Annotated in this window: 21 protein-coding genes and 1 pseudogene; 16 read left to right on the top strand and 6 right to left on the bottom strand. The window is 45.3% G+C overall.

Translation table 11 applies throughout. From position 1 onward, the window contains the following. Positions 1–3 precede the first annotated feature (3 nt). From ST37_RS02625 to tnaA, 3 genes are all read left to right on the top strand, one after another. Positions 4–2,535, top strand: coding sequence for a pyruvate formate lyase family protein (locus tag ST37_RS02625; RefSeq protein WP_084883565.1), 2,532 nt, complete (start codon positions 4–6; stop codon positions 2,533–2,535). A gap of 200 nt (positions 2,536–2,735) precedes the next feature. Next, entirely contained in the window at positions 2,736–3,683 is a 948-nt protein-coding gene (locus ST37_RS02620) for a glycyl-radical enzyme activating protein (RefSeq protein WP_084883563.1), read from the top strand. 547 nt (positions 3,684–4,230) lie between these two features. Next, the gene (gene tnaA, locus ST37_RS02615) at positions 4,231–5,646 is read left to right on the top strand and encodes a tryptophanase (protein WP_084883561.1); all 1,416 of its coding nucleotides are present in this window, start codon (positions 4,231–4,233) and stop codon (positions 5,644–5,646) included. Between the two features lie 272 nt (positions 5,647–5,918). Here the strand turns inward: tnaA and ST37_RS02610 are convergent, their stop codons facing one another. After that, on the bottom strand, positions 5,919–6,653 hold the full coding sequence (locus ST37_RS02610) for a WYL domain-containing protein (RefSeq protein WP_084883560.1): 735 nt from the start codon (positions 6,651–6,653) through the stop codon (positions 5,919–5,921). A gap of 134 nt (positions 6,654–6,787) precedes the next feature. Here ST37_RS02610 and ST37_RS02605 point away from each other — a divergent pair, with 134 nt between their 5' ends. The 3 genes from ST37_RS02605 to ST37_RS02595 all read left to right on the top strand — a co-directional run bounded on the left by ST37_RS02605 (position 6,788) and on the right by ST37_RS02595 (position 9,086). Further along, entirely contained in the window at positions 6,788–7,720 is a 933-nt protein-coding gene (locus ST37_RS02605; RefSeq protein WP_084883693.1) for an alpha/beta hydrolase, read from the top strand. 178 nt (positions 7,721–7,898) lie between these two features. Continuing rightward, positions 7,899–8,402, top strand: coding sequence for an NUDIX domain-containing protein (locus ST37_RS02600; RefSeq protein WP_084883558.1), 504 nt, complete (start codon positions 7,899–7,901; stop codon positions 8,400–8,402). Between the two features lie 66 nt (positions 8,403–8,468). Then, positions 8,469–9,086 carry a histidine phosphatase family protein gene (locus ST37_RS02595; protein ID WP_084883556.1) on the top strand — a complete coding sequence of 206 codons (618 nt, stop codon included), beginning with the start codon at positions 8,469–8,471 and terminating at the stop codon, positions 9,084–9,086. Between the two features lie 70 nt (positions 9,087–9,156). Here ST37_RS02595 and ST37_RS02590 read toward each other — a convergent pair whose 3' ends face one another. After that, positions 9,157–9,747: a hypothetical protein gene (locus ST37_RS02590; RefSeq protein WP_084883554.1), complete on the bottom strand. Its 591-nt coding sequence runs from the start codon at positions 9,745–9,747 to the stop codon at positions 9,157–9,159. Between the two features lie 549 nt (positions 9,748–10,296). Here ST37_RS02590 and hppD point away from each other — a divergent pair. Genes hppD through maiA form a run of 4 tightly spaced genes read left to right on the top strand, consistent with a single transcriptional unit; the run spans position 10,297 to position 14,227 of the window. Further along, positions 10,297–11,370 carry a 4-hydroxyphenylpyruvate dioxygenase gene (gene hppD, locus ST37_RS02585; RefSeq protein ID WP_084883552.1) on the top strand — a complete coding sequence of 358 codons (1,074 nt, stop codon included), beginning with the start codon at positions 10,297–10,299 and terminating at the stop codon, positions 11,368–11,370. Then, a complete protein-coding gene (locus tag ST37_RS02580; protein WP_084883550.1) occupies positions 11,363–12,520 on the top strand; it encodes a homogentisate 1,2-dioxygenase in 1,158 nt (385 codons plus the stop codon). The genes hppD and ST37_RS02580 overlap by 8 nt, the downstream gene beginning before the upstream one ends. Beyond that, entirely contained in the window at positions 12,517–13,554 is a 1,038-nt protein-coding gene (locus ST37_RS02575) for a fumarylacetoacetate hydrolase family protein (RefSeq protein WP_084883548.1), read from the top strand. The genes ST37_RS02580 and ST37_RS02575 overlap by 4 nt, the downstream gene beginning before the upstream one ends. 4 nt (positions 13,555–13,558) lie before the next feature. Continuing rightward, complete coding sequence (maiA, locus tag ST37_RS02570) at positions 13,559–14,227, top strand: maleylacetoacetate isomerase (protein ID WP_084883546.1); 669 nt, start codon at positions 13,559–13,561, stop codon at positions 14,225–14,227. Positions 14,228–14,282: 55 nt separating this feature from the next. Here maiA and ST37_RS02565 read toward each other — a convergent pair whose 3' ends face one another. Then, positions 14,283–16,304, bottom strand: a complete 2,022-nt coding sequence (locus tag ST37_RS02565) for an acetoacetate--CoA ligase (protein ID WP_084883544.1) — start codon at positions 16,302–16,304, stop codon at positions 14,283–14,285. 200 nt (positions 16,305–16,504) lie between these two features. On the opposite strand from ST37_RS02565, the gene phhA reads away from it, so the two are divergent. From phhA to ST37_RS02550, 3 genes are all read left to right on the top strand, one after another. Then, positions 16,505–17,299 (top strand): phenylalanine 4-monooxygenase, encoded by a 795-nt coding sequence (gene phhA, locus ST37_RS02560; protein ID WP_084883542.1) that lies wholly within the window; start codon positions 16,505–16,507, stop codon positions 17,297–17,299. Further along, positions 17,289–17,627, top strand: coding sequence for a 4a-hydroxytetrahydrobiopterin dehydratase (locus ST37_RS02555; protein WP_084883540.1), 339 nt, complete (start codon positions 17,289–17,291; stop codon positions 17,625–17,627). Before phhA ends, ST37_RS02555 begins: the two co-directional genes overlap by 11 nt. A 343-nt stretch (positions 17,628–17,970) precedes the next feature. Further along, positions 17,971–19,317: a VCBS repeat-containing protein gene (locus tag ST37_RS02550; protein ID WP_084883538.1), complete on the top strand. Its 1,347-nt coding sequence runs from the start codon at positions 17,971–17,973 to the stop codon at positions 19,315–19,317. Positions 19,318–19,508: 191 nt separating this feature from the next. Here ST37_RS02550 and ST37_RS02545 read toward each other — a convergent pair whose 3' ends face one another. Further along, entirely contained in the window at positions 19,509–20,396 is an 888-nt protein-coding gene (locus ST37_RS02545) for a LysR family transcriptional regulator (RefSeq protein ID WP_084883537.1), read from the bottom strand. Positions 20,397–20,542: 146 nt separating this feature from the next. Between ST37_RS02545 and ST37_RS19920 the strand changes: the two genes are divergently transcribed. From ST37_RS19920 to ST37_RS02535, 3 genes are read left to right on the top strand one after another with little or no spacing between them, the layout of a single operon-like run. After that, the gene (locus ST37_RS19920) at positions 20,543–20,701 is read left to right on the top strand and encodes an NAD(P)-binding domain-containing protein (protein ID WP_172400917.1); all 159 of its coding nucleotides are present in this window, start codon (positions 20,543–20,545) and stop codon (positions 20,699–20,701) included. Between the two features lie 33 nt (positions 20,702–20,734). Further along, entirely contained in the window at positions 20,735–21,559 is an 825-nt protein-coding gene (gene ygiD / locus ST37_RS02540) for a 4,5-DOPA dioxygenase extradiol (protein ID WP_084883536.1), read from the top strand. A gap of 18 nt (positions 21,560–21,577) precedes the next feature. Then, positions 21,578–22,552, top strand: coding sequence for a glutathione S-transferase family protein (locus tag ST37_RS02535; RefSeq protein ID WP_084883535.1), 975 nt, complete (start codon positions 21,578–21,580; stop codon positions 22,550–22,552). Between the two features lie 122 nt (positions 22,553–22,674). Here ST37_RS02535 and ST37_RS20195 read toward each other — a convergent pair. Together ST37_RS20195 and ST37_RS02530 are read right to left on the bottom strand one after the other, a co-directional pair. Then, positions 22,675–22,889: pseudogene (locus ST37_RS20195) on the bottom strand (IS3 family transposase); the annotation flags it as partial. Between the two features lie 52 nt (positions 22,890–22,941). Then, positions 22,942–25,014, bottom strand: a complete 2,073-nt coding sequence (locus ST37_RS02530; RefSeq protein WP_143698108.1) for a methyl-accepting chemotaxis protein — start codon at positions 25,012–25,014, stop codon at positions 22,942–22,944. Positions 25,015–25,128 lie beyond the last annotated feature (114 nt).

The raw sequence follows: 25,128 nt of genomic DNA, 5'->3' as shown, positions 1-25,128 counted from the left end.
ACAATGGACAATTTTCAAGTGGAACAGGATGCTTTATTCCAAAGCAACTCGGGTACGCACACATTAGCGCGTGGTGTCGAGGCGTTTGATAAGGTGTATGGCTTGGGGTATGAAGTGGGCCATGAGGATTGGTCACCCTATCCACGAGTCAATACTCTGAGACAGACTTTCCTTGATAGACCTTATGAAATTGATGTCGAACGACTTCGCCTAGTGACTCAAGCCTATAAGGACAACGAGGCTACGCCTCGTATTTTGCAATGTGCGTATGCATTTGAAAACGTACTACTAAACAGCACGTTACACATCTACGAGCACGATCTTATTTTGGGTGAGATTGCTGCACCTGCCAAAGCCTCTCCGATTTATCCCGAGTTTTCCGTGGATTGGATTATTGACGAGATTTTGCATTCGCCGTTTGAAGAGCGTTCTAACGATCAGTTCTACATTCGCAACGATCAAGATCGCGCCGAAATCTTGGAACTGTGTGAGTACTGGAAAGGCAAAAGCGCCAACGAAATCATCACCGCCCACTTGGACGACGATCAAAAGAAAGGCTCGCACATGGGCGAGAAAGTGTTCCAAACCAACAATTACCACTTTGCGGGAATTGGTCATTTTGCCATGGACTTCAACAAGCTCATGACACTGGGCTACGACGGAGTATTGCAGCAAGCTAAGAGCGCATTCGAAAAGTTATCTAAACAAGATCCCGACTTTAGTGATAAGCGAGATTATTACAAAGCCACCATCATTTCGTTGGAAGCGGCGAAAAAGTACATCGCTCGCTACGCGAAGTTCGCCAATGAACTGGCCAGCACGGAACTAGACAGCAAGCGCCAGCAAGAATTGCAGACTATGTCAGCAAACTGCGCTCAAATTGCTGGAGGCGCTCCACAAAACTTTTGGCAAGCGGTTCAATTGTTTAACTTTGCTGTGACGCTTACTCAAATTGAAGGTAATGGTCATTCAATTTCGTACGGTCGTATGGATCAGTGGTTGTTCCCATTTTACGAAAAAGACGTGAAAGAGCGTGCTGTGTCAAAAGAGTTCATTCTTGAGCTGATTGAAGTGCTTTACGTCAAAATGAATAACCCAACCAAACTTAAAGACAAAGGCACAGTTAAAGTGCGTAACGGTCGTGGTTTTGGTGGCGAGAGCTTAACCATTGGTGGGGTTGACGCCCACGGCGATGATGCGACTAATGATCTCACAATGCTGATGCTAGAAGCGTCTGTGCATACCCGTATGATGAACCCTTGGGTGTGTGTGCGCTTACACGAAAATACGCCTTATGAGCTTAAAATCAAAACCATTGAGTGCATTCGCGCAGGCTACGGTCATCCTAAGTTATTCAATGACGGTCCTGCAATTAAAGCAATGTACAGCAAAGGCTTAAGCATTGAAGAGGCAAGAGATTACGCAGTCGTAGGTTGTGTAGAGCCAACGATTCCAGGTAAAGAGCATGGCTGGCTTGATGCAGGGTACGTGAACACTGCGAAAATGATGGAAATGGTGATAAATGGTGGGCGCATTCTTTCTGGACCTAACGCTGGCTTACAACTGGGGCCTAATACAGGAAGCCTAGAGACCTATACATCGTTTGAAGAAGTACTTGAAAGCGTTAACAAGCAGTTTGCTTATTGGTGTGATCAGTTGTGCAGCTGCCTCAATGTGACCGACAAAGTGCACCGCATGATAAAACCGACCCCTTATATTTCTGCGTTTTTTGACGGCTGTATAGAGTCGGGTAAAGACATGACCTATGGCGGCGTTAAATATAACGGCACAGCGCCACAAGCGGCAGGCATTGCAACCTGTGCAGACTCATTAGCCAGCATCAAAAAACTGATGTTTGATGACAAGAAGTATACAGGCAAACAGCTATTAGATGCCGTACGAGATAACTGGGAAGGGCATGAGAAACTGTATGCTCTGGTCAATAGCTCAAAGATCCCGCACTACGGCAACGATATAGACGAAGCAGACGAGCTGTTTACCTTCATGTTCGAATGTTTCTGTAAACACATCAAAGGTCGTAAAAACCCTCGCGGCGGTAAATTTAGTCCTGGAGTTTACACTGTAAACGCTAACGTAGGCATGGGGTTATACACCAACGCAACGCTAGACGGCCGTAAAAACGCCGAGCCTATTTCAGACAACATGGGACCGGTTCATACCGCCGGTGGCTCGCACGATATTTCGGGCCCAACAGCCATTGTAAACTCTGTCACCAAGGTGGATCACAGCTTGGCTACCAATGGCACATTACTTAACTTAAGGTTCCCAGAAGACGCGGTCTCTGGGGTTGAAGGTCGTGACATTTTAGTGAGCTTTGTCGATGAGTACATCGCTAAGCAAGGCATGCATGTTCAATTTAACATCATGAGTTCCGAGAAGATGAAAGCGGCGCAAAAGAACCCTGAGATGTATAGAGATATGTTGGTTCGAGTTGCGGGATACAGCGCCTACTTTGTAGAGCTGGGTAAGCCGCTGCAAGACGATCTGATTCAACGTACTGAGCTTAGATTCTAAACTAAAGGTTCTAAACTTAAGATTCTAAGCTGCATATAATAGGTTGAAGGGTTTGAATTGCAGCTGTTAAACGTCTAATTCTTAGTGCTTTTTTATGGCCTAATAATTAGACCTTGTTATAAAACACCCTATTGGGCATAGAGTTTGTTTCGGTAAGTTCATGCCCATTTCTCGCGTCGCGACTCACTTTGAGGTTTATTGTGTCAAACCAAGCAACGGTTCTTAACGTCCAAAGGTTCACTTTGCACGATGGCCCTGGAATACGAACAGAGTTCTTTCTAAAAGGCTGCCCACTGCGCTGTGATTGGTGTGGCAACCCAGAAAGCTTCAATCGAAAAGCCGAAGTCGGCGTTTATCAAAACAAATGTCTCACCACAGATAAGTGCAGCGAATGCATTGATGTGTGTGTGCAGCCAAATATGCTCATCTTTTCCGATGCAGCATTACAAAAGATCGATAGAAGCGCCTGCACAAGCTGTTTAGGCTGCGCGCAACAGTGCCCCTCAGAAGCGATTAAGCAGTGGGGAAGTGAGATGTCGGTAGAGCAGTGCGTGGAGGTGATTAAAAAAGACCGCGGTTTTTACGAGCGCTCTGGCGGAGGAGTGACAGTATCTGGTGGAGAGCCACTGCTGCAAAGCGACTTTGTTTATGACTTATTCAAAGCGTGCCAAAAAGAAGGGATCCATACCTGTCTAGAGTCTAGTTTTTTCGCCAACTGGAACAAAATTGACGCACTGCTTCCTGTCACCGATCTGTTTATTTCCGATATTAAGCTGATGGATTCAGCAAAACACAAAAAGCACACTGGTGTAGACAATCACAAGATACTCGACAACCTTAAGCGACTTTCTACAACTGACAAACCGCTTATACTTCGCATCCCTGTGATCCCGTCCGTCAATGATGATCTTGGTAACGCAGAAGCGACCGCAGATTTTATTCTCAATGAAATGGACGGTAGGGTAAGAACGCTGCAGCTTTTGAGCTTTATGCGTTTAGGTGAAGAAAAGTATGCTTCACTAGGTCTTGATTACCCGATGCGTGACTTAGAGTTTGATCGGGTTGAGTTTCAACATCGAGTGAATCAATTGGCCGAGTATTTTAACCAGCGAGGGATCCATTGCTTGGTGGGGACTAAAGAGAGCTAGGGCAATACTACTGATCCTTCGTCACTGCATTTCTTTAACGTTACACGTAAACTGACATACCCAAACACTGTATTTCAACCATTTCTGCCCTAAGAACCCCATCACAACTTAGTTTCGCTAATTAGTTAAGTTCACATTTGTGACTAAGAAGGTTTTACTTTCGTCGGCAAAACGACAATATTTAACGGTAGCTGTTAATGGTATCTGATACTCGGTTAGAACAGCGCTCCTAAAACTTAGATTGGTATTGCATGGATATGAATACACAAGTGAAAAACAAAAATGGATGGCGATCAAGCTCAACAGCTTGGTACACCCACGACTACACGCTATCGATCCTTTCTAAGTTAGACGCTTAATCCTCTTCAATTCGCCTGGGCCTTGCCCAGAGCGCTTTCTTTTACACGATAGAAATTCCGAATAGTGACGCCAAATGTTGCCATCGGTACTCGTCGTGATATTCAAATAAAAGCATTAGTAGATCACTCTAAAGATTTCATGTGAAGTCGAGTAATGATCTGCTGATCGAGATTGATAGGACATTATCATGGAAAACTTTAAGCACTTACCTGAACCCTTTCGTATTCGTGTTATAGAACCAGTAAAAACAACAACCTATGAATATCGAGAAAAAGCGATATTAGACTCGGGCATGAACCCATTTCTGCTTGATAGCGAAGATGTGTTTATTGATCTGCTGACAGACAGTGGCACGGGTGCCGTAACCCAAGATATGCAAGCCGCAATGCTACGAGGCGATGAAGCCTATAGCGGAAGTCGTAGTTATCATGCGCTTGCGAATGCAGTAAAAGATATCTTTGGTTATGAGTACACGATTCCTACGCACCAGGGACGCGGCGCCGAGCAAATCTACATACCGGTTTTGATCAGTATGCGTGAAAAAGAAAAAGGCTTAGACCGAGGTAAAATGGTCGCTATTTCTAACTATTTTTTCGATACCACTCAAGGTCATACTCAGGTGAACTGCTGTAAAGCGAAGAATGCTTACCTTGAAGATGCATTTGATACCAGTGTTAACGCCGACTTCAAAGGTAACTTTGATTTGGACAAGCTTGAATACGCAATTCAAGAAGCGGGTCCAAAGAACGTACCTTATATCGTGAGTACCATTACCTGTAACTCGGCTGGTGGTCAGCCAGTTTCGATTGCGAACTTAAAAGCGGTGTATGAGATTGCCCAGCGATACGACATCCCAGTGATTATGGACTCAGCACGCTTTGCAGAAAATGCGTACTTTATTCAACAGCGTGAACCTGGCTATCAAGACTGGACAATAGAGGCGATCACGCGCGAAACCTACAAGTATGCCGATGGTCTGGCGATGTCGGCCAAAAAAGATGCCATGGTACAGATGGGCGGTTTATTGTGCTTTAAGAATGAAAAGTTCTTAGACGCCTACAATGAATGTCGAACGCTTTGTGTTGTGCAAGAAGGCTTCCCAACCTACGGAGGTCTGGAAGGGGGCGCTATGGAGCGTCTAGCCGTAGGTCTTTATGACGGAATGCGACAAGAATGGTTGGCGTACCGAATTGCTCAGGTGAAGTATCTGGTTGATGGGCTTGAAAAAATTGGTGTCGTTTGCCAACAGGCTGGGGGGCACGCCGCGTTTGTTGATGCAGGGAAGTTACTTCCTCATGTCCCACCTCATCAATTCCCAGCCCATGCACTCGCCTGTGAGCTGTATAAAGTCGCTGGAATTAGAGCGGTAGAGATTGGGTCACTATTGCAAGGGCGGGATCCTGAAACCGGTAAGCAGTACCCATGCCCAGCGGAGTTATTGCGATTAACCATTCCTCGGGCTACCTACACGCAAAGTCATATGGACTTCATTATTGAAGCGTTTGAGAAGGTGAAAGAGCGAGCGGCTCATGTTAAAGGACTTGAGTTTGTTTACGAGCCACCTGTATTACGTCACTTCACCGCTAGGTTGAAAGAGGTCTAATATCCAAGCAACGGAAGGACCACCTCACAAGGTGGTTCTTCCTATGTAGTAGGCTGAGTAGAGTATTCCACGAAGTTGAAATATTCCTAGAGAAAGAACTAAAGAAAGTTGAGCGCCAACTTTCCATAGATGAAGAGATCAAAAGTAACCTAGAGCAACTTGGTGGAATGAATATCGATAAATTAAATCAATGGATTAAGTTGGGCTTTAACTTGCGATGATTCAAAAAACTTACAGGTATTTCCTATTAGGATATCAATGCAACGTTCTTTCTACAGCGACTTGTAGCCGTGAGCAAAATTTCGAACGGGAGACACCTGTTGATCAAAAGCAACATGGCGACGGAGAAAGGTTTCACCTTCAATCACTTCAGGGTCACTGATCCTATCCATTCTAAAATGTCTAAAATCTTGCCTTGATGGATCCCATGCCACCAAGTACCAAAGTGGCGGCAATATTAGCATTGCCTGAGGCTCAACCCGTCGTTGCGACTTCTTGCCATTTACATCTTGGTATCGAAACTTCAAAGGGCATTGATTTAAAAAGGCCGTTTCAAATTCTGGTAGTAGGGAAGTGTCTACAGCTCTCATATTAGAAAGGTTAACTTGCTGGGACAAAGTGCCAATATATAGGCAATCTAAAAGTCGTCGTAGGTCATTGAGCTTGTCGGAAGGCAGAGACTTTTCGATCTTAGCTAATGCCGTGTCGGCGAGGCTGGTAAAGGGGACACCACCCATAGCGCAGACGGTAGATACACTGATCACCAATGAAAACACTTCTGCGACAGAGAGTCGTACGGTTGTTTGTACTGACCTCTGGTCTAGCTGAAGACCGCCTCCACGACCTAGCTCCGAATGGATAACAAAGCCTTCATCGCGCAGTTTAGAGAGATCGCGCAATACGGTGCGTCGCGATATTCCCACCTCTTGGCCAAGCTCCGCAATGGTTGTTGTGCCTTTACGCCGGAGAATACGGATAATTGAATCATGTCGCTTTCGAACTGTCATTGTTGGCTTTTAATCCTTTAAAGGTGCCACAATTTGACACCTTTAAAGGATATAACAGGGGTTCACTCGTCGGCAAAGTAAATTTAGATGGATTTGCCGCTACTTTAGAATTTAAAGACCCTCGGAGTCCTCCTATGTTTGAACAACACCAATTCCCAAGCGCGAAGATGATCCCTGTAAATGATGTGATATTAGAAGTGTTTGAAGCGGGCGAGCAAAACTACGGCAACCCCATTGTGCTGTGTCACGGTTGGCCTGAAGTTGCCTACGCTTGGCGATACCAAATTCAGCCACTAGTGGAAGCCGGTTATCATGTCATCGTGCCCAACCAACGCGGCTTTGGACAGTCCTCATGTCCACCTGACGTAGAAGCGTACGACATTGAACATCTAACCGGCGATTTAACCGCACTTTTGGTTCATTACGGGTACAAAGACGCTATTTTTGTTGGCCACGACTGGGGCGCGATGGTGGTTTGGGGTCTTGCGTTGCTGCATCCCAGTAGTGTGAGCAAGATAATCAATCTAAGTTTGCCTTACCAAGAGCGTGGAGATAGACCTTGGATAGATGTCATGGAGCAGTTTTTGGGTGAAGAGTACTATTTTGTCCATTTCAACAAACAGCCCGGCGTTGCTGACGCGATACTAGAGAGCAATACAGAGCAATTTCTCAATAATTTATATAGAACAGTCTCACAAGACAGTGCGCCCGAGCCGGGCATGATGATGATAAACCTTGCCAAATCTGAGCAACCTAAAGGGCTCCCTATTATGAGTGACAGTGAACGGAAGGTGTTTGTAACTTCATTCGAGTCGTCTGGGTTTACTGCAAGCATCAACTGGTACAGAAACCTCAACAGAAATTGGCACCTTTTAGCTAATGTGAATCCTATTATTCATCATCCAACCCTTATGATTTACGGCGAGAAAGATGTCATTCCAAAATCGGACAGTCTTACAAGTTTTGTGCCTAACGTGGACATTGTGAGCATAGATTGTGGCCATTGGATCCAGCAAGAGAAACCAGATGACACCAATCGCTGTATTTTGGAGTGGCTAAAAAAGTAACCTTGATGGATTTAGATTGAGTTGGTAAGGAAATGCTCTAGGAGCCATTCGCTGAAGCACTTAGAGGCGACGCCCCTAGTTAATCGGAATCAGAATTATACATTTTTATAATTGAAATCAATTTGCTACACATCGATGGCTATATAGTTTTAAAATACATATTTGAGAGGTTTTCCGTTTGAAACTATTGGCAGAAATTAATCAACTTAAAGACGCAAAGCACTACCGTGATGTTTTTGTACGGGATGGGGCAAAAGGGCTCGCGATGCACGAAGATAAGCTTTTGTTGCTTAAGCTTCGCGATGGTTCTTACAAAATTCCTGGTGGTGGGCTAAAACCTAATGAGACGGTCAGAAATGCATTGATTCGCGAGTTCTTAGAGGAGTGCGGGATAGCAATAGAGTCCTATGACATCAGAATAGCCGGTAAAGTCCATGAGCTGAAAGCGGACAAATTTGAACCTGATTGTATTTTCTCACACACAAGTTACGTTGCGACGATATCGATGGTCTCATTTGAAATTGGCGCTCAACAGCTCGATGACTATGAGGAAAAACTAGGCATGCATCCTGTTTGGGTAGAGTTGAGTGAAGTGAATATGTATTTAGACCCAGAAGGACCACACGATTGGAATTTACGCGATGCACGTATCGTGCAGGACGTCTTATTTACAAGGGAATAGCGCAACAATTCTATAGTACTTTGTTGAACTATTTTTTTTCGTTTAGTCGCTGTTAGAGGGTCTCTAATGACCGAAATTCACATTTTTAGGCACGGTGAAACCCAATGGAACTTGGAGCACAGAGCTCAAGGTTCATTGGACTCAAAACTTACCGCTTTAGGCAGAACGCAGGCTAAAGACGCGCGAGTCAAAATCATAGGCGTGAGCTTTGATGTCGCATTTACTTCTACTTCAGAACGCGCTTATCAAACGGCGGAAATTTTGCTCGCTGATCAACCTACCCCGATACACCCTTTGGATAAATTAAAGGAAATTGATATGGGTATATGGGAAGGAATGACCTATGAAGAGATACAACAAAGGTACCCAGTTGAGTATCATAACTTTTGGAATAAACCCAGTTGCTACAAACCCTTGGGTGGAGAGCGTTTTGAAGAGTTAGAGCAACGAGCAGTCACAGTACTGGATGAAATTACGGCCGAACATAGTGGTAAAACAATTCTTCTTATTTCACATGCTGGCTTCATTAAGACACTGATTAACACACTTCTCGGTAGGCCAATTGATGAGATATGGGCAAAGCCGTATACATCGAATTTGACGCATAGCGTAATTAAAAGAGAACTAGAAGGTGAGTATCACGTTATGAAGTACTGTGATCATCCTTGGGGCTCAGGTTGTTAAGTTATTTGTCCGTTTAGGCAACCTACTTAGATTGTTGGATAAGTGAATTAATAGGGTGCTAGCCTTCATACTATTCTAGAATCAACGTTTTTATTTGAGCCTCTAACTGAAATAAATGGTTCGCGGCTTCCATGTATTGCGGATAATCACTGAATTTTTGTTGGTAATCAGGTGTCATTTTAGCAATTTCATCCGCAAGCATCAGTTGCCAGTAGGTCTTAGTGGTTCTTAGCATCGCCAGCAGAGGTTTAAATACCTCTTTTTCATAGGCTAAGAATAAACATTCTAATGCTTCCTCCCGCTCGACTTCACTTTGAATAGTCGCTTTTAAAGCAGTCGTCGCTTTGACGTAGTGGCTATTACCCTGCAATGCAGTCATTACCGGGACATTTTCTTTGGCCATTTCGAGCAACTCTGCTTCAACACTTTCTAGCCAAGCTTGTTGCGTGAGTTCATTGCTATCTAGAGTATCGAATTGAACGCGAATCTTTTTTTCGAGTTTTATCTGTGAACTCATCACAACCTTACGCACTTGTTGGAAAGGTAATTGATAGGTTTTGCACAGTTCAAGAATCAGGTCATGAAAACCGTTTTCTGGGAAATGCATATTGGCTTTAAATGTTGCAATAGCTTGTTCTTGCTGAGGAGTTAACTCACTCATGATTTATTGTCCTTTACGTTGATGCGCTGCTGCATTTTGACTGATTTAGCAAGCAATGAAAATGTGTAGTCAAAATTTTTAGAATATGCCTCACTTTGGGTAGGATTCGCGTAGAACAAACGCGGAGTCAGATCTGGTTTGGCTGAGCTGTATAGTAACCTAAACTAGTTTGGTCTTTAATCGATCTGAGAACGGCGCGTTAACCGTTGTTTCACTATTCAACTTATGATCACCGTACAACTCATTATGCTTTTGACTACTACGGTTTATCGCAATCGACACACTTCTCTAAATGATACTTTGCTGATCAATCTCCCGCATGTAACATTTTATTCACATTTATCGTTTACTTGTAAATAAAACCACTACCTTTCAATCCCTTGATAGCACTCACTTTTTCTTGAAGACTGAGTTGGTGTAACATTTTATTTACAATTTGGCGGGCTTTCATCGAAATTGCCCATTTTCCTCCACGTATTCCATTATCTCCGCTTGTAGGCCAAATTTAATCAAGGACAAAAAACACGCAAATGCACAAGGAGAAAGTTCATGGTGGATACATACAACCCGCTTGGTACGGATGGATTTGAATTCGTTGAATATACAGCCGTTGACCATAAGGGAATTGAGCAACTTAAGGCGCTGTTTGTGTCACTTGGTTTTGCTGAAATAGCCAAGCACCGCTCAAAAGAGGCTTGGCTGTATCGACAAGGTGACATCAACTTTATCGTTAATGCGCAACCACACAGCCAAGCTGAAGCGTTTGCTAAGGTGCATGGACCCTCGGTGTGTGGGATGGCTTTTCGTGTTCACGAAGCCACGCCTGCAATGGAGCAGGCGTTTAACAGCGGCGGTGAAGAGTATAAGACCGAGATAGGGCCAATGGAGCTTAGCATTCCTGCCATTTACGGTATTGGTGAAAGCTTACTTTATTTTGTCGATCGCTATGGTAAGCAGAGTATTTATGATGTGGATTTTCGATTCTATGACGACGCGAACGATCGCATGGCGAAAGCTGATGCGGGCCTTTTTGAAATCGACCACCTTACCCATAACGTTAAGCAAGGCAATATGGACGTGTGGTCTGGGTTCTACGAGCGTCTTGGCAACTTTAGAGAGATTCGTTACTTCGACATTGAAGGTAAACTGACAGGGCTTGTCAGCCGAGCCATGACGTCACCTTGTGGCAAGATCCGAATTCCAATTAATGAGTCTTCGGACGACAAATCACAAATCGAAGAGTTTATTCGTGAATACAATGGCGAAGGTATCCAGCACATTGCGCTGGCGACGGATGATATTTACAAAACGGTCAAAACCCTGCGTGATCGCGGCATGGACTTTATGCCAACCCCAGATACCTACTACGAGAAAGTCGATCAGCGTGTTAAAGGTCATGGTGAAGACACCGCTCTACTGCGAGACTTGCGCGTCCTTATTGATGGAGCACCCACCAAAGACGGTATCTTGCTGCAAATTTTTACCCAAACGGTGATCGGGCCGGTGTTCTTTGAAATCATTCAACGCAAAGGCAACGAAGGCTTTGGCGAAGGTAACTTTAAGGCGTTGTTTGAATCGATTGAAGAGGACCAGATCCGTCGGGGAGTGTTAGACGATGCATAAATGGATCTCCTTTCCTCATCGGGAGGGCGTGTGCTCTAAACAAGCGCATGCCGACTTCCCAAAAGAGGCAATCTACGAACGAGAAGCAGGACGCAGTGGTTTTTTTGGCCCTGCCGCTCACTTTCATCACCAGCATGCCCCAACCGGTTGGTCTGAGTGGGAGGGAGATTTACGCCCTCGCGCTTATGATTTTACGTTAATTGAAAAAGCCAGTCAGATATCGCCGTGGGCGGTTCCTCACCTTTTACACAATGCGGACTGTAAAATCCGCGTGTGGCGAATGGATGAGAAAATGGACTTTTTGGTGCGAAACTCCGATGGGGATGAGCTGCTATTCATTCACCAAGGCAGTGCGGATCTGTATTGTGATTATGGCCACTTGGCGGTAAGTGAAGGGGATTACGTGATGATCCCGCGCTCAACCAACTGGCGCTTAGAGCCAAGCGAGCCGCTGTTTATATTGATGATCGAAAACACCGATGCGGCCTATTCGTTGCCAGAAAAAGGCATGGTTGGCAATCACGCCGTGTTTGATCCTGCTGTTCTCGACATTCCTTCAATCAATGACAGCTTTCGCGCTCAGTATTCAGAAAACCCAACCCAGGTGCAGGTAAAACGTCACGATACCGTCAGCGTGATCACCTATCCGTTCAACCCGCTAGATGCGATTGGCTGGCATGGCGATTTAGCTGTGGTAAAAGTGAACTGGCGGGATATCAGACCGCTGATGTCTCACCGCTATCACTTACCTCCATCTGCACACACCACGTTTGTGGGGGCTGGTTTTGTGGTGTGCACCTTTGTGCCTCGTCCAATTGAAAGCGATCCTGGCGCACTAAAAGTACCGTTTTATCACAACAATGATGATTACGATGAAGTGCTGTTCTACCACGCTGGGGATTTCTTCAGTCGCGACAACATCGAAGCGGGTATGGTGACGTTCCATCCGGCAGGGTTTACCCATGGACCTCATCCAAACGCCTTCAAAGCGGGGCAAGCACACACTAAAAAGTTCACCGATGAGGTGGCGGTGATGATCGATACTCGCCATGCGCTTCAGTTCTCTGATGAACTCGACAGCGTTGAGAACAAAGACTATGTCTACAGCTGGAAAGAGAACTCTGGTAACGAAAGCGAGGGAGCACAATGAAACTAGCAACCAAAAAAAATGGCACTCGTGATGGCTTATTGATGGTGGTGAGCAAAGATCTCAAACAGTGTGCAGCGACTACGGATATTTTTCATGGGTTGCACCTTGCTCCAACCATGCAAGTGGCGATGGATAACTGGGATAGAGTGTACAATCAATTGCAAGAGCTCTACATTGGTTTGAATCACGGCCAAGTGGCGGGCAGCGAACCCTTTACCGCTGAGTCTTGTGAGTCGCCTTTGCCACGCGCGTATCAATGGGCTGACGGCAGCGCGTATGTGAACCACGTTGAACTGGTTCGCAAGGCGCGTGGCGCTGAGATGCCAGAAAGCTTTTGGGTTGAACCACTAATGTATCAAGGCGGCTCAGACGCATTTATTGGCCCTTGTGACAACATTGAGTTTGCCAGCGACGAATGGGGCATCGATTTTGAAGGCGAGGTCGCGATAGTGACGGGTGACGTGCCAATGGGTGCGAGTGTGGCACAGGCGCAAGATTCGATTCGGTTGTTGATGTTAGTGAACGATGTATCGCTGCGCGGTCTTATCCCAGCAGAGTTGGCAAAAGGGTTTGGCTTTTTCCAATCTAAGCCGTCTTCAGCGTTCTCTCCGGTGGCAGTAACGCCCGACGAATTGGGTGAAAAATGGCAAGATAGTAAACTGCATTTACCACTGGTATCGACCTACAATGGCGCTGCTTTTGGATGCCCCAATGCAGCTGTTGATATGACCTTCAACTTTGCTGAGTTGGTGGTGCATGCTGCTAAGACTCGTCCACTGTCCGCAGGCTCGATCATTGGCTCGGGAACGGTGTCCAACAAACAAGGTACGGATCACGGCACTTCTATTGCGGAAGGCGGAGTAGGGTACTCATGCATTGCTGAAGTGAGGATGATTGAGACTATCCGAGACGGCAAACCATCGACTCAATTTATGTCGTTTGGCGACACAATTCGGTTAGAAATGTTTGACGATCAAGGCGATTCTATTTTTGGCGCGATAGATCAACAAGTTAGCCAGTACCAAGAGCAATGATGATATGAGTGAGACAAGGATACTGTATGGCTATTGGCGTTCCTCTGCCGCCTATCGAGTGCGTATAGGGTTGAATATAAAGAAACTTAACTACCAGTCTAACTCGGTGCATCTTGTGCGAAATGGTGGCGAGCAGCACGACGCCAGTTTTCAGCGGCTCAATGCCAGTGAGTTGGTGCCCGTTTTGGTGGATGGAGAGGTGAGGCTTAATCAGTCGTTAGCCATTCTTCAATACCTTGATGAGCGCTATCCCGAAATCTCACTGATCCCCGAAAAGTCGCCGCTGCGTTATACGGCTTTAGCCATGGCGCAAGATATTGCGATGGAGATCCATCCTCTTAATAATCTGCGAGTGCTGCAGTATTTGGAAAGGGAGTTGTCGTGCAAGCAAGAGGCGAAAATGGCGTGGATCCATCACTGGATCCACCAAGGGTTTGCTGCACTTGAAGCGAAGCTTAGCACGCACCGCGAAACTCAAGGTGATACCATTTTTAGCCTGACGGACTCACCAAGTATTGTTGATATCTGCTTGGTGCCACAAGCCTATAACGCGCAGCGCTTTGCTGTGGACATGTCGCCGTATCCGTTGATTAACTCGATTGTTAAAGCCTGTAATCAGCTGCCATCCTTTATAGATGCAATGCCTGAAAATCAAGCGGATGCGACCAAGTAACCGAGGCTACTGATCGAGTTAATCTAATTAAGTGCGAATTCAGTGTTCCCTTTGTTCAGAGGGCGGTAACCTGCTCAATCTCTTGCAACACCTTGGGGTTAGCAATCGCACCAAGGTTTTCTACTCTTTTGCCATTGATTACCTGTTTGACCGCCAGCTCTACCAGCTTGCCCGATCGTGTTTTTGGCACTTCACTGATCGTAAATATCTGACTAGGGACATGCCTTGGCGAGCAACATGATTTGAGCTTGCTCTTGATGGCTGTGCGCATTTCATCACTTAAGGTTATGCCAGGCTGCAGTTGCACAAACAACCAAATTTGCTCGTTGCGGTCGATCTCTTTACCGACCGCGATGGAATCGACAATGCCTTCTATGGTGTTTACTTGCTGATAGATTTCGGCAGTGCCAATTCTTACCCCACCAGGGTTAAGTGTGGTGTCGCCTCGACCATAAAACAGGTAGCCTCCGTTGGCGCTTTGTTCTACCTCGTCACCATGGTGCCAAACATTGTCGAACTTGTCCCAATAGGTGCTGTGATAGCGCTCGCCGCTGTCGTTCCAAAAACCTGTTGGGAAGTTAGGCAGGGAGTTTGCGCATACCAGTTCACCACGTTGTTGTTTGACTGGGAGGCCGTCGGCATTGAAGACTTGAACATCAATACCTAGCCCAGCTTGCTGGCATTCGCCGCGATAAACTGGGGAAATAGGGTTACCTAAAACAAAGCAGCCGCAAATATCGGTGCCGCCTGAAATAGACGCTAAATGCAGGTCTTGTTTGATATGCTTGTAGACGTAATCAAACTGCTCTGGGTAGAGCACAGACCCTGTCGAGCAGAGCGTTTTTAAGTGAGGAAGAGTATGGCTGTTGATAGGAGAAAGTTGAGCTTTCTCCATCGTTTCTAAATACTTGGCTGACGTTCCAAATGTTGATACTTCGGCGCGCTGCGCTAAATCCCACAACACGTTAGCGTGTGGATACACTGGGCTACCATCAAAGATCACCAAACAGGCACCGCTCGCAAGCGCAGAAACGTGCCAATTCCACATCATCCAACCACAAGTGGTGTAGTAAAATACGCGATCATTCGGCTTTATGTCACAATGCAGCTGGTGCTCTTTTAAATGGTTAAGCGTGGTTCCACCGACGGAATGGACAATGCATTTTGGCTTGCCTGTTGTGCCGGAAGAGTAGAGAACAAACAGGGGGCTATTGAAGTCAACTCGGGTAAATTGCAGCGGCTGTGGTTCAAAGAGATTGAGGATTTGTGGCCAGTATTGGGTGTGAGGGCTGGGTTCTTCTCTACCCAGTTTCGATTCAATACTCTGCTCCTGATAACTCTCCCGTTTAAGGTAAGGGATAGTGCAAACCTGCTGCAGCTCATTTAACTGTGCAATAATTTGCTGATTTTTGCTGGCCATATCGAATGTCTTGCCATTAAAAGTGTAGCCATCGCAGGTAAACAGTACCTTGGGTTTCACTTGACCAAATCGCTCAATGACACTCTCTACACCAAAGTCTGGTGATGTGGATGTCCAAGTCGCTCCTAAGCTGGTTGTGGCCAGCATTGCGATCACGGTTTGGGGGAGATAAGGGGTATAGGCTGCAACCAAATCACCTTGTTGCACGCCACACTCTTTGAGCCACTGCTGTACACACGAGACTTTCTCTCTTAGCGCTTGCCAGGAGTAAACTTGCTTCTCGCCCCGTTCATTTTCAAACCATATCGCAAGATCAGTTGGTGATGTCTTACTTGCATTCAGTAAGTTTTCGGCATAATTAACTTGAGCATTTGGAAACCACAGCGCATCGCGCTGGGACTGTGGCTGCTTCCAACGGCTTTCGCCTTGGGCTAATACCCTGTCACCTCGCAAGCCAATCATTCCAGTAAACTGCCAAACATGTTGCCAAAACGCTTCTGGCTGCTGCACAGACCATTGATGAAGATCTTGGTAACGCAACAGTGCACTGCTGAATCCAACACCTTGCTGTTCAAGGCTATGCATAAACTTGGTTAGGTTGGCTTGTTCAATACGCTGAGTACTTGGTTGCCAAATGGGCTCGCTGCTTTGGTACATCTCGTTCTCTTTAACAAAACTTTAACTTTTTCAGTCTGGTATGTCGGCATTGGAAAGTCAAAAGCCCAATGAAATAAGCACTTAGTAAAATGGTGTAAACAAAATGTTACAGATCGGCAGTTTGCAAAAAACGCTGCGAAATGGCGCTAATAAAAAAGTCGGGATAGTTTTAAAGGGAGACATGCATAAGGAGATGTTTAGTGACGCAATATCAGTCTAAGCCCGTGAGTAAAGAGGGGTGGGTAGAGTGGAGTCTTGAAGAAGATGCCATTTGGCACGATTTGGTGACAAAGCAGCTGGCCATTGTAGAGGGGCGTGCTTGTGACGCGTACTTGCAGGGTTTGACTTTGCTTGATCTACCAATGGACCGAGTGCCTCAGTTACCAGAGATAAACAAAGTGCTAAAAGACACGACAGGTTGGCAAGTAGAGCCAGTACCTGCGCTGATAGACTTTGACCGTTTTTTTGATTTGCTTGCCAACAAACGATTTCCCGTAGCGACCTTTTTACGAACGCGAGACGAATTCGACTATTTACAAGAGCCAGATTTCTTTCATGAAATCTTTGGACATTGCGCAATGTTGACCAATACCGACTTTGCCGCTTTTACCGAGCACTATGGAAAGCTAGGGCAATTGGCGACGTCCAAACAGCGCGCTTATCTGGCTCGCTTGTACTGGTTTACAGTTGAGTTTGGCTTAGTTAAAGAAGGGCAGACACTAAAAATTTATGGCGGTGGCATTTTGTCGTCTCCGGCAGAAACCCTTTATGCGCTTGAAGGCAGCGCTGCGATCCGTGATGAATTTGATATTCAAACCGTTCTAAGGACCCCATACCGCATCGATATCATTCAACCTAAATACTATGTGATAGAGACGCTGTCTGATCTGTTTAAGATCAGCCAGTGCAACCTATTACAGCAAGCCAATCTCGCGATAGAAGCAGGATTACTACCACCACTTTTTGAACCTAAGGAATCAGTACATGTTGAATGAACTAAAATGCGAAGCCTGCAGTATCGATGCAATTGCTCTCAATAAAGAGGAGCAACAATCGTTGTTATTGGAGTTGTCTGAATGGCAGATAATGGATAGAGAGGGCATCTCACAGCTTGAGAAAGTGTATACGTTTAAAAACTTCAAGCTGGCGTGGGCATTTAGCAACAGAGTTGCTGAGTTAGCGGAAGAGGAGTTTCATCACCCTTCAATTTTATTAGAGTGGGGCAAAGTCACGGTGACGTGGTGGAGTCACTCGATTAAAGGTCTGCATAAGAACGATTTCATCTGTGCCTCACGTTGCGATTGCTTGGTTGAGGGCGAGTGATTTTTTGCTCAATGAGGCGATTGACAACTAAAAGGGGTAAGGGTGCAATGATCTGCACCCTTAATACTGAACACATTACTACGCGACTTTTCCGTGCCAGGAGTTATGCGTATGCTGCTAAATTAGCAAAGCACCTGACAAGCATAGTCCAGAGAGGTTTTTAAAAGTAACGTCGTAACACGTCTCTGCCTTTAAGTTCCCTAGCAAGGTTCTTTCAGGTATTTATTGGGTCATCTCACCTGAAATGACTAGGCATGTTTATTTTTAAACTAAGGGACAAAATATGTACTAAACTATCCTCTTAGGTATCGCACGTATTCCTAAATATTGACAGGGAAAGTACATGAACTATAAGTCTATATTTACTGCCAGTATGGTTATTATTGGCCTCGTCGCATGCGGCGATAGTGATAATGAAAGTGATAACCGTGGGAGTATTTCTTATGATATTCCCCGCAATAGCGCTGTAAACCGAACCACCTCCTACGCCATTGAAGACGATTCCCCACGTATAGATAGGCGTTTTGGTTTAAGTGGTGATGATACCGGTGAGTACTTTTATAGTGGTGCAGTTTATGCTGACTTTAACTTAGATGGCTTTACCGATCTGGTTCTAAGTGGCTCAAATGGTCGAAGTAAGAAACGAGCTAGATATTTTGTCAATGATGGTAACGGCAACTATGTCGAACATCCAGACTATATTATCGGTGGCAGTGGCTTAATTCACCCAAGAAAAAGTATCGCTGGAGACTTTGATGGAAATGGCTATCTTGATGTAATCAATTTCGCTACAGGAGAAGACTGGGAACCATTTCCCGGTGAAGTCTCAGATATGTATTTGAATACAGGTAATGAACTTGTTTTTTCTGATTCTCTATCTTCCTTCATAGGTTATCATCACTGCGGTGCTTCTGCTGATATTGATGCTGATGGTGATATTGATGTATTAATGGGTGATGCAAATAACGATGGCATGTACTTTCTTATTAACGATGGTAAGGCTAACTTTGAACCTGCAAAAAATCGTATCGTCGATAGTGGAGAAACGTATCGACGCGCTTTTACTTGTGAATTATACGATGTGAATGATGACGGGTATGTCGATATTATTAAAGGAGGACATGATTTTGAAGGTAGCGATAGTGAAATCCTATATGGCAGTGCATCAGGAATTTACGATAAGCGTGAAGTAATACCCCCTGTAGACTACATGGGCGTGGTTTTAGATATAAATTTTGCTGATATTAATAATGATGGCTTTATTGATATTTTAGTGTCTCGTACAGGGGCCTCAACTCCTGCGTCACAAATACCAGAGCTGTTATATAGTGGTTATTATTTACAGCTACTGTTAGGATCAGACAGTGGTTTTATTGAGCAAGATACAATTGAAAATAGTAGTGATATCGCCTTAGTTAGCCGCGGTAACAACGACTCTATAACCTACTTCCTTCGCTGGCCTGTTTATAAAGGTACTCAAGAAAGAATTTCATGGAATAACCACGAGGAGTGGGTTGATTGGATGCGAATTCAAGATGTCAATGGAGATGGTTTCCTTGACATTGTTGAGGAAGAAAGTTCCACTGGAAGAACCTGGCTCAATGATGGTAGTGGCAATTTTAGTAGCGAGTTTGACCTTTTAGCTGTTCCTGATGAATATAGTGTAGTGAAATTATTAGGACAGCAATAAAGAATTCACTTATCAGTAATTTAAAACGGCCAAGTAAATCGATTATGCCCCATTTGGGTAATTACTCAGTGGCAAATTTTGCCACTGAAACCAGCGTCAAAGTATTTAGCAGGTCTATAACCCTTAAGCCAATCACCACGTTGTTCTTGGTTGGATGTAATACGGTTAACTTAATCCTATGTCGTCACAATTCATTGTGATTGAAAATCGGCTACTGCAAAATCTATCAAGGCTCTTACTTTACGGGGCATGACATTTCCCGTTAAGTACACAGCACTAATTGGATGAGTTTTCATGGCATAATCATTAAGGAGTTTTACAATACGACCCTGTGCAATCGCTTCATGCAATACGAAATCAGGGCACAACGCAATCCCCCGGCCATCTATTGCCCAGTCCCTCGCTATCCTTGCGCTGTTAACGATTAAATTTCTTGTTGGGTTAAACAGCTCTTCTTTCTCGTCTCTGAAAAACGCCCATTTACTATGACCCCTGCGGTTGGTATCGACAACACAGGTGTGTCCGTTAAGTTCTTGAGGTGTTTTCGGTGTTCCTCTAAGAGCCAAGTATTCTGGTGAAGCGACGATGCAACTGGTGACTTCCCCCAGTTTTCGTGCTTTAAGGGTCGCGGTATCAGGAAGCCCTATGCGAAATGCCAAATCAAACCCGTTGGTAGCTAAATCGACATAGGAGTCGCTAAGACGAAGGTCAAAAGAGACCCCCGGATGAAGTGCAGAAAAGCGGCTGAGGAGCCCTGTGATGTATATCTCTCCAAAGGTGACTGGCGCAGAGACTCGCAATAAACCAGTTAACCCCTTTGACTCTTCGGAGGCCATTTCCAGTAAGTCATCCAGTGCCTCCAATAATGCAGGTGCACGTATTAGTAACTGTTGCCCTGTTGGTGTTAGCCCTACCTTACGAGTTGTTCTTTGTAGTAGCCGTGCTCCGATACGCTCTTCCAACTGAGCAACATATTTGGAGGTAATTCGGTTTGATACACCGAGTCGTTCAGCGGCTTCAGTAAAAGAGCCCGTTTGTGCGGTTGCGACAAATGCTTTCAATCCATCTACTAAATCCATGCTACACCCACATTAAGAACATATTGGAGATTATCATTCTATATATTCACCATTGTGTTGAAAAGATTAAACACAGATACTTTTCTAGTACCAAACATACCTACACAGTCCAACACTTTGGGCATCCATACAATAGGATATCGGTTATGACTATCGCAATTATCGGCTCAGGAAACATTGGTTCAGATCTAACTGGTGCATTTGGCGCAGCCAAGCATGGCGTCGATGTGGCATCAATAGATGAGCAAGCTGCCCGCACACAAGCGGAAGCTCTGGCTTCTGAAGGTCATCTTCTATCAAAATGAATATCGTAAAGTAGTCAATAGTAGGAAAGAGTTATGAGCGTCGCATCCTCACTTCAAAAGCTAAAACAGAGCCTTAAAGCCTCTCCAAGAATGCCAGCATTATTTCTGGGACACGGTTCACCAATGAATGTGATTGAGGATAATGTCTTCACTCGCAGTTGGTCAGAGCTTGGGCGTTCACTGCCACCACCTCAGGCGATTCTGATCATCTCTGCGCACTGGATGACCCGTGGAACAACATTGGTTGATGTTTCTGCCGCCCCTCGCATCATCCATGATTTCTATGGTTTTCCTGACGAGCTGTACGCAATGCAGTATCCGGCAAAAGGCCACCCTAAGTTTGCCGGTGAGGTCGCAGCGCTGCTCTCTGATTATCATGTGCAAAAAGATGAAACATGGGGACTCGACCACGGTGCTTGGGCTTTGTTGAAATCATTGTTTCCTGCTGCTGATGTACCTGTGTTCCAGCTGTCCATTGATATGACCAAAGAGATGAACTGGCACCTTGAAATAGGTAAGACTCTTTCGCAACTGCGAGACCGTGGTGTACTCATTCTTGGCTCAGGTAATCTGGTGCATAACCTTCGAGCCTTGCGCTTTAATGGAGAGCCGCATGACTGGGCAATTGAATTTGACCATTATGTTACGAACCAGTTGAACAATCGGAATTTCTCCGCACTCACAGATGTCGCTTCGATGGGGAGTCTGATGAGAATGGCAAACCCGACGCTGGAGCACTATGCACCCGCTATTGCTATTGCTGGCGCATCAACCGAAAAAGACGATATTTTTTATACTGCCGAGGGGATAGTTCTTGGCTCATTATCAATGCGCTCATTTGTTTTCCACGGCGCTTAACCTTCTAAGGACAATACTATGCTAGTAAATGGAAAGTGGACACAAGACTGGAAGCCTTTACAAAAGTCCGATGAAAAGGGGCGCTTTGTCCGGCAGGTTTCTGGTTTTCGTCACTGGATAACGCCCGATGGCAGTGCGGGGCCAACAGGAGACGGTGGTTTCAAAGCGGAGGCGGGTCGTTATCGCCTCTATGTGGCGCTAATATGTCCTTGGGCATCACGTACATTGATAGCCAGAAAGTTAAAAGGGCTCGAAGAGATGATTTCGGTGACAGTGGTTAACCCAGAACTGACGACTCAAGGATGGGGATTTGGTGGATATCCGGGAGCAGACAGCGATCCACTGTTTGACTCGACCTACTTGCACGAGATTTATACACGTACTGATTCCGATTATACAGGGCGAGCTACCGTTCCTGTGCTATGGGACATGAAGCAAAATGTCATGGTGAATAATGAGAGTGCCGATATCCTGCGCATGCTCGATACTGCCTTTGAACATCTTGTGCCATCTGATATCAGGTTATACCCTCAAGAATTTACGACAGAGATTGATTCGCTCAACGTGCGAATTTATGACGCACTGAATAATGGCGTTTACAAAGCAGGGTTTACACAAGCGCAAGACTGCTACGAAGAAGCTGTTAAAGGCGTCTTCGATATGTTGGATGAACTTGAAGAGCGCCTGAACAGGCAACAATACCTCATTGGCAACCGATTAACTGAAACCGATGTCCGAACCTTTGTGACACTGATTCGGTTTGATGCCGCCTACCACGGCCTGTTTAAAGCCAACCTAAAACAAATAGCAGACTATCCGAATTTGTCTGCGTATATGGAGCGGATCCTGCGTCTGCCCGGTGTGGTAGAGACGGTAAGCATCGACCATATCAAGGCCGGCTATTACTCAATAAAGGCACTTAATCCAGCGGGCATCCATCCGATAGGACCGGCTCATATTAAAGCGCTGATTCAGTCTGTCCGCCAGTCATGAGTGTTATTGCTGGATCGGTCGATTGATGGTGCACAAGTGGATTGTATTCCGCTATAAAGCAAGTGGTTCATCCCCGTGGTCGAAGATATGCAAGAGTAAGAACACACGCATGTACCACCTGCTTTGTCCATTTCCCCACATTTGGCTTTGCCCAACTGACTTTCACATACAAAAATCATGGCTGCGTTTTTAAGCGGCACTATTTTCCAAGTTGAGGTGTGCTTGGGTACAGGTGGTATCTTTGCGCTCGCTCATCGACAGTCATATCACCGCTAGCAGCAGCCAATGCCACCTTAGCTTTAATCTCTGGAGAGTGGTGTCTCCGTTTTCTAGTGATAATCTGTTGCAGTACTTTTAGGGGACTATCATAACGGATCGATCACTTAATGTTATGTCCGAAAATCGGCGGCCTCTTCTCTGCATGTGAATCGATGAGTCGCGTTTTCTTGAGAGTGAGCCACTCGACTCAACTCCTCACTAACGCCTAACAGTTTCTCCAGGTTGCCTTTTCCTTCTCGTGATACATTGGCAATAAAGTGGATACGTTTTGACAGATCTTCGGTGGTCGTTAACTGCTCTTGTGTTGCATTGTGGATCTCATCGCTTTCAAGAGTGATACGTTCAAGTTGCACAAATATCTGCTCCATTGCTTCACCGACTTGCTTTACCTGCGAGACATTGTCGTTTATCTGAACCACATTGGTATTAAGTACATCGCTAACTTCTCCCGTATCTTGCTGTAACCTCTTAATAAGCGCATCAATTTTATCGATTGATTGGCTTGTACCAATAGCCAACCCCCTCACTTCATCAGCAACAACAGCGAAGCCTCTGCCATGGTCACCGGCTCTAGCCGCTTCAATGGCTGCATTGAGTGCCAGTAGATTTGTTTGTTCAGCAATTCCCGAAATAACTTGCAGAATCTCACCGATGTCGTTGGCCGTCTTATCCAGTCTTGCACTGACCTCGAGTGAACTATAGGTTTGAGCGACTAAGCGATCCGCTGTCACCAAGTTGCTCTGGATCTGTTTTTGTCCAACAGCAACGATCTTATTAAGATCCAACACACTTTTTCGGGCGTGCTGTGCATTGGTGTTAACCCCCTCAAACGACAGCTCCATCTCTGTGATTGCCGAGGCAACAGAGTCAATCTCAGAAAGCTGTTGCTCAAACACCTGATCGCTCCTATCTGAGACCGCTTTGTTCTCTTCCGCCAATTGGTTGAGAGTATCTGAGCTACCGACAATTTCTGAAATCAAACTATCAAGGTGAACAGTGACACTGTTGATGTCGCGAGAGATCATTCCAAGTTCGTCACGTCCATTAACCGGGATCTCACCTTTGAGGTTACCCTCAGACAATTCCTTTAAAGCAAGACGAATGCGCGTCATCGGTTTACGAATCGATGAAACCACACTAATGACAATCGCGATAGCAAGGATGGCTGAAGCAGCTAACATCACAATCATTAACTGCATCGATGTATGGTTTGCCGATTGAACTTCATGAGTAACCTCTTCAACCAACATCGTGATTTGCTCTGCCAGCACACGTTGTAACGCCAGCGACTGGTTTAAGTCATCTGACATTTCCAAAAACAGCGCATTGCTCTGCTCCTGCAGTTCTATAAGGTATTTATACTGTGCAACAAGGCCACTTTCGTTGGTATAGGCACGAACAAGAATATCCCAATAAGGTGTTAATCGCTGATGAATTATTGCCGAGTCAGACTCTAACTCTTCAAGACGCAGTGTCCCCATCTCTATGTCGCTTGCAGCCGACATAAGTTGCTTGTCGAGTTCTTCACTGTCTTCGATATTGCTCAAACCAGTAATGGTGTTTCTAAGCGACACCAACTTATCGAGCAGATACTTAACTTTTCCGCCTGCAGTCGGATTATAGTTGCTGTGCTCATCACTGTTGAGCATTTCTAACACTCGATCTACTACTCTCAAATCATCGGTATAGTCTCGCCAGCCCATGGCTTGCTGGTGGTATTCCTCTTTGTATTGACTTGAAAGACGAAGAGTTTGCCGTTTTAAGTCTATGTGTTGTTTTCCGTTCAAAAATGTGCGTTTTGAATACAGATCAACTTGGTGCAGGCTCTCTTCGAGTTGGCTTTTCCCTTTTAACTGATTTTGTATATCTCTAAAGAGTTCATCGTAGAGTAATGTTGAGTTCCCATACTCTGCCTCCAGAGCTGTCAACACTTTGTCATTGTCGTTTGCGGCATGTTGAGAAACCGTTTTGTTTACATCTTGGGTCGTTTCAAGCAATGAGTTCACTTGGTAAAGGAGAGGCATATGCTGGTTGGTCAGTACGTTGACCTGCTCGTTCTGTGCTCGCTGGTTTGACAGCGAAATCAACATATTGGTGACCATGAGTAAAAAGATGAAAGCAAAGCCAGTAATAACCTTAGCAACTAATGAGTTCATTGATATTTTTAGACGTCCACTACGCACGTGCAACTCCTTGCGTCGTTATATTTTTATGGATTGTTAGGTTTCTATCTCAGAATCTTTTCAAGCAACAAACCAATGGGCTGCAACAATATCGGTTTATTCGTCGAACGATTG

The organism is Vibrio sp. qd031 (assembly GCF_002100145.1).
GTDB lineage: Bacteria > Pseudomonadota > Gammaproteobacteria > Enterobacterales > Vibrionaceae > Vibrio.
Note: the sequence above shows the minus strand (reverse complement) of the source record. Positions and strands in the feature narration are given on the sequence as shown.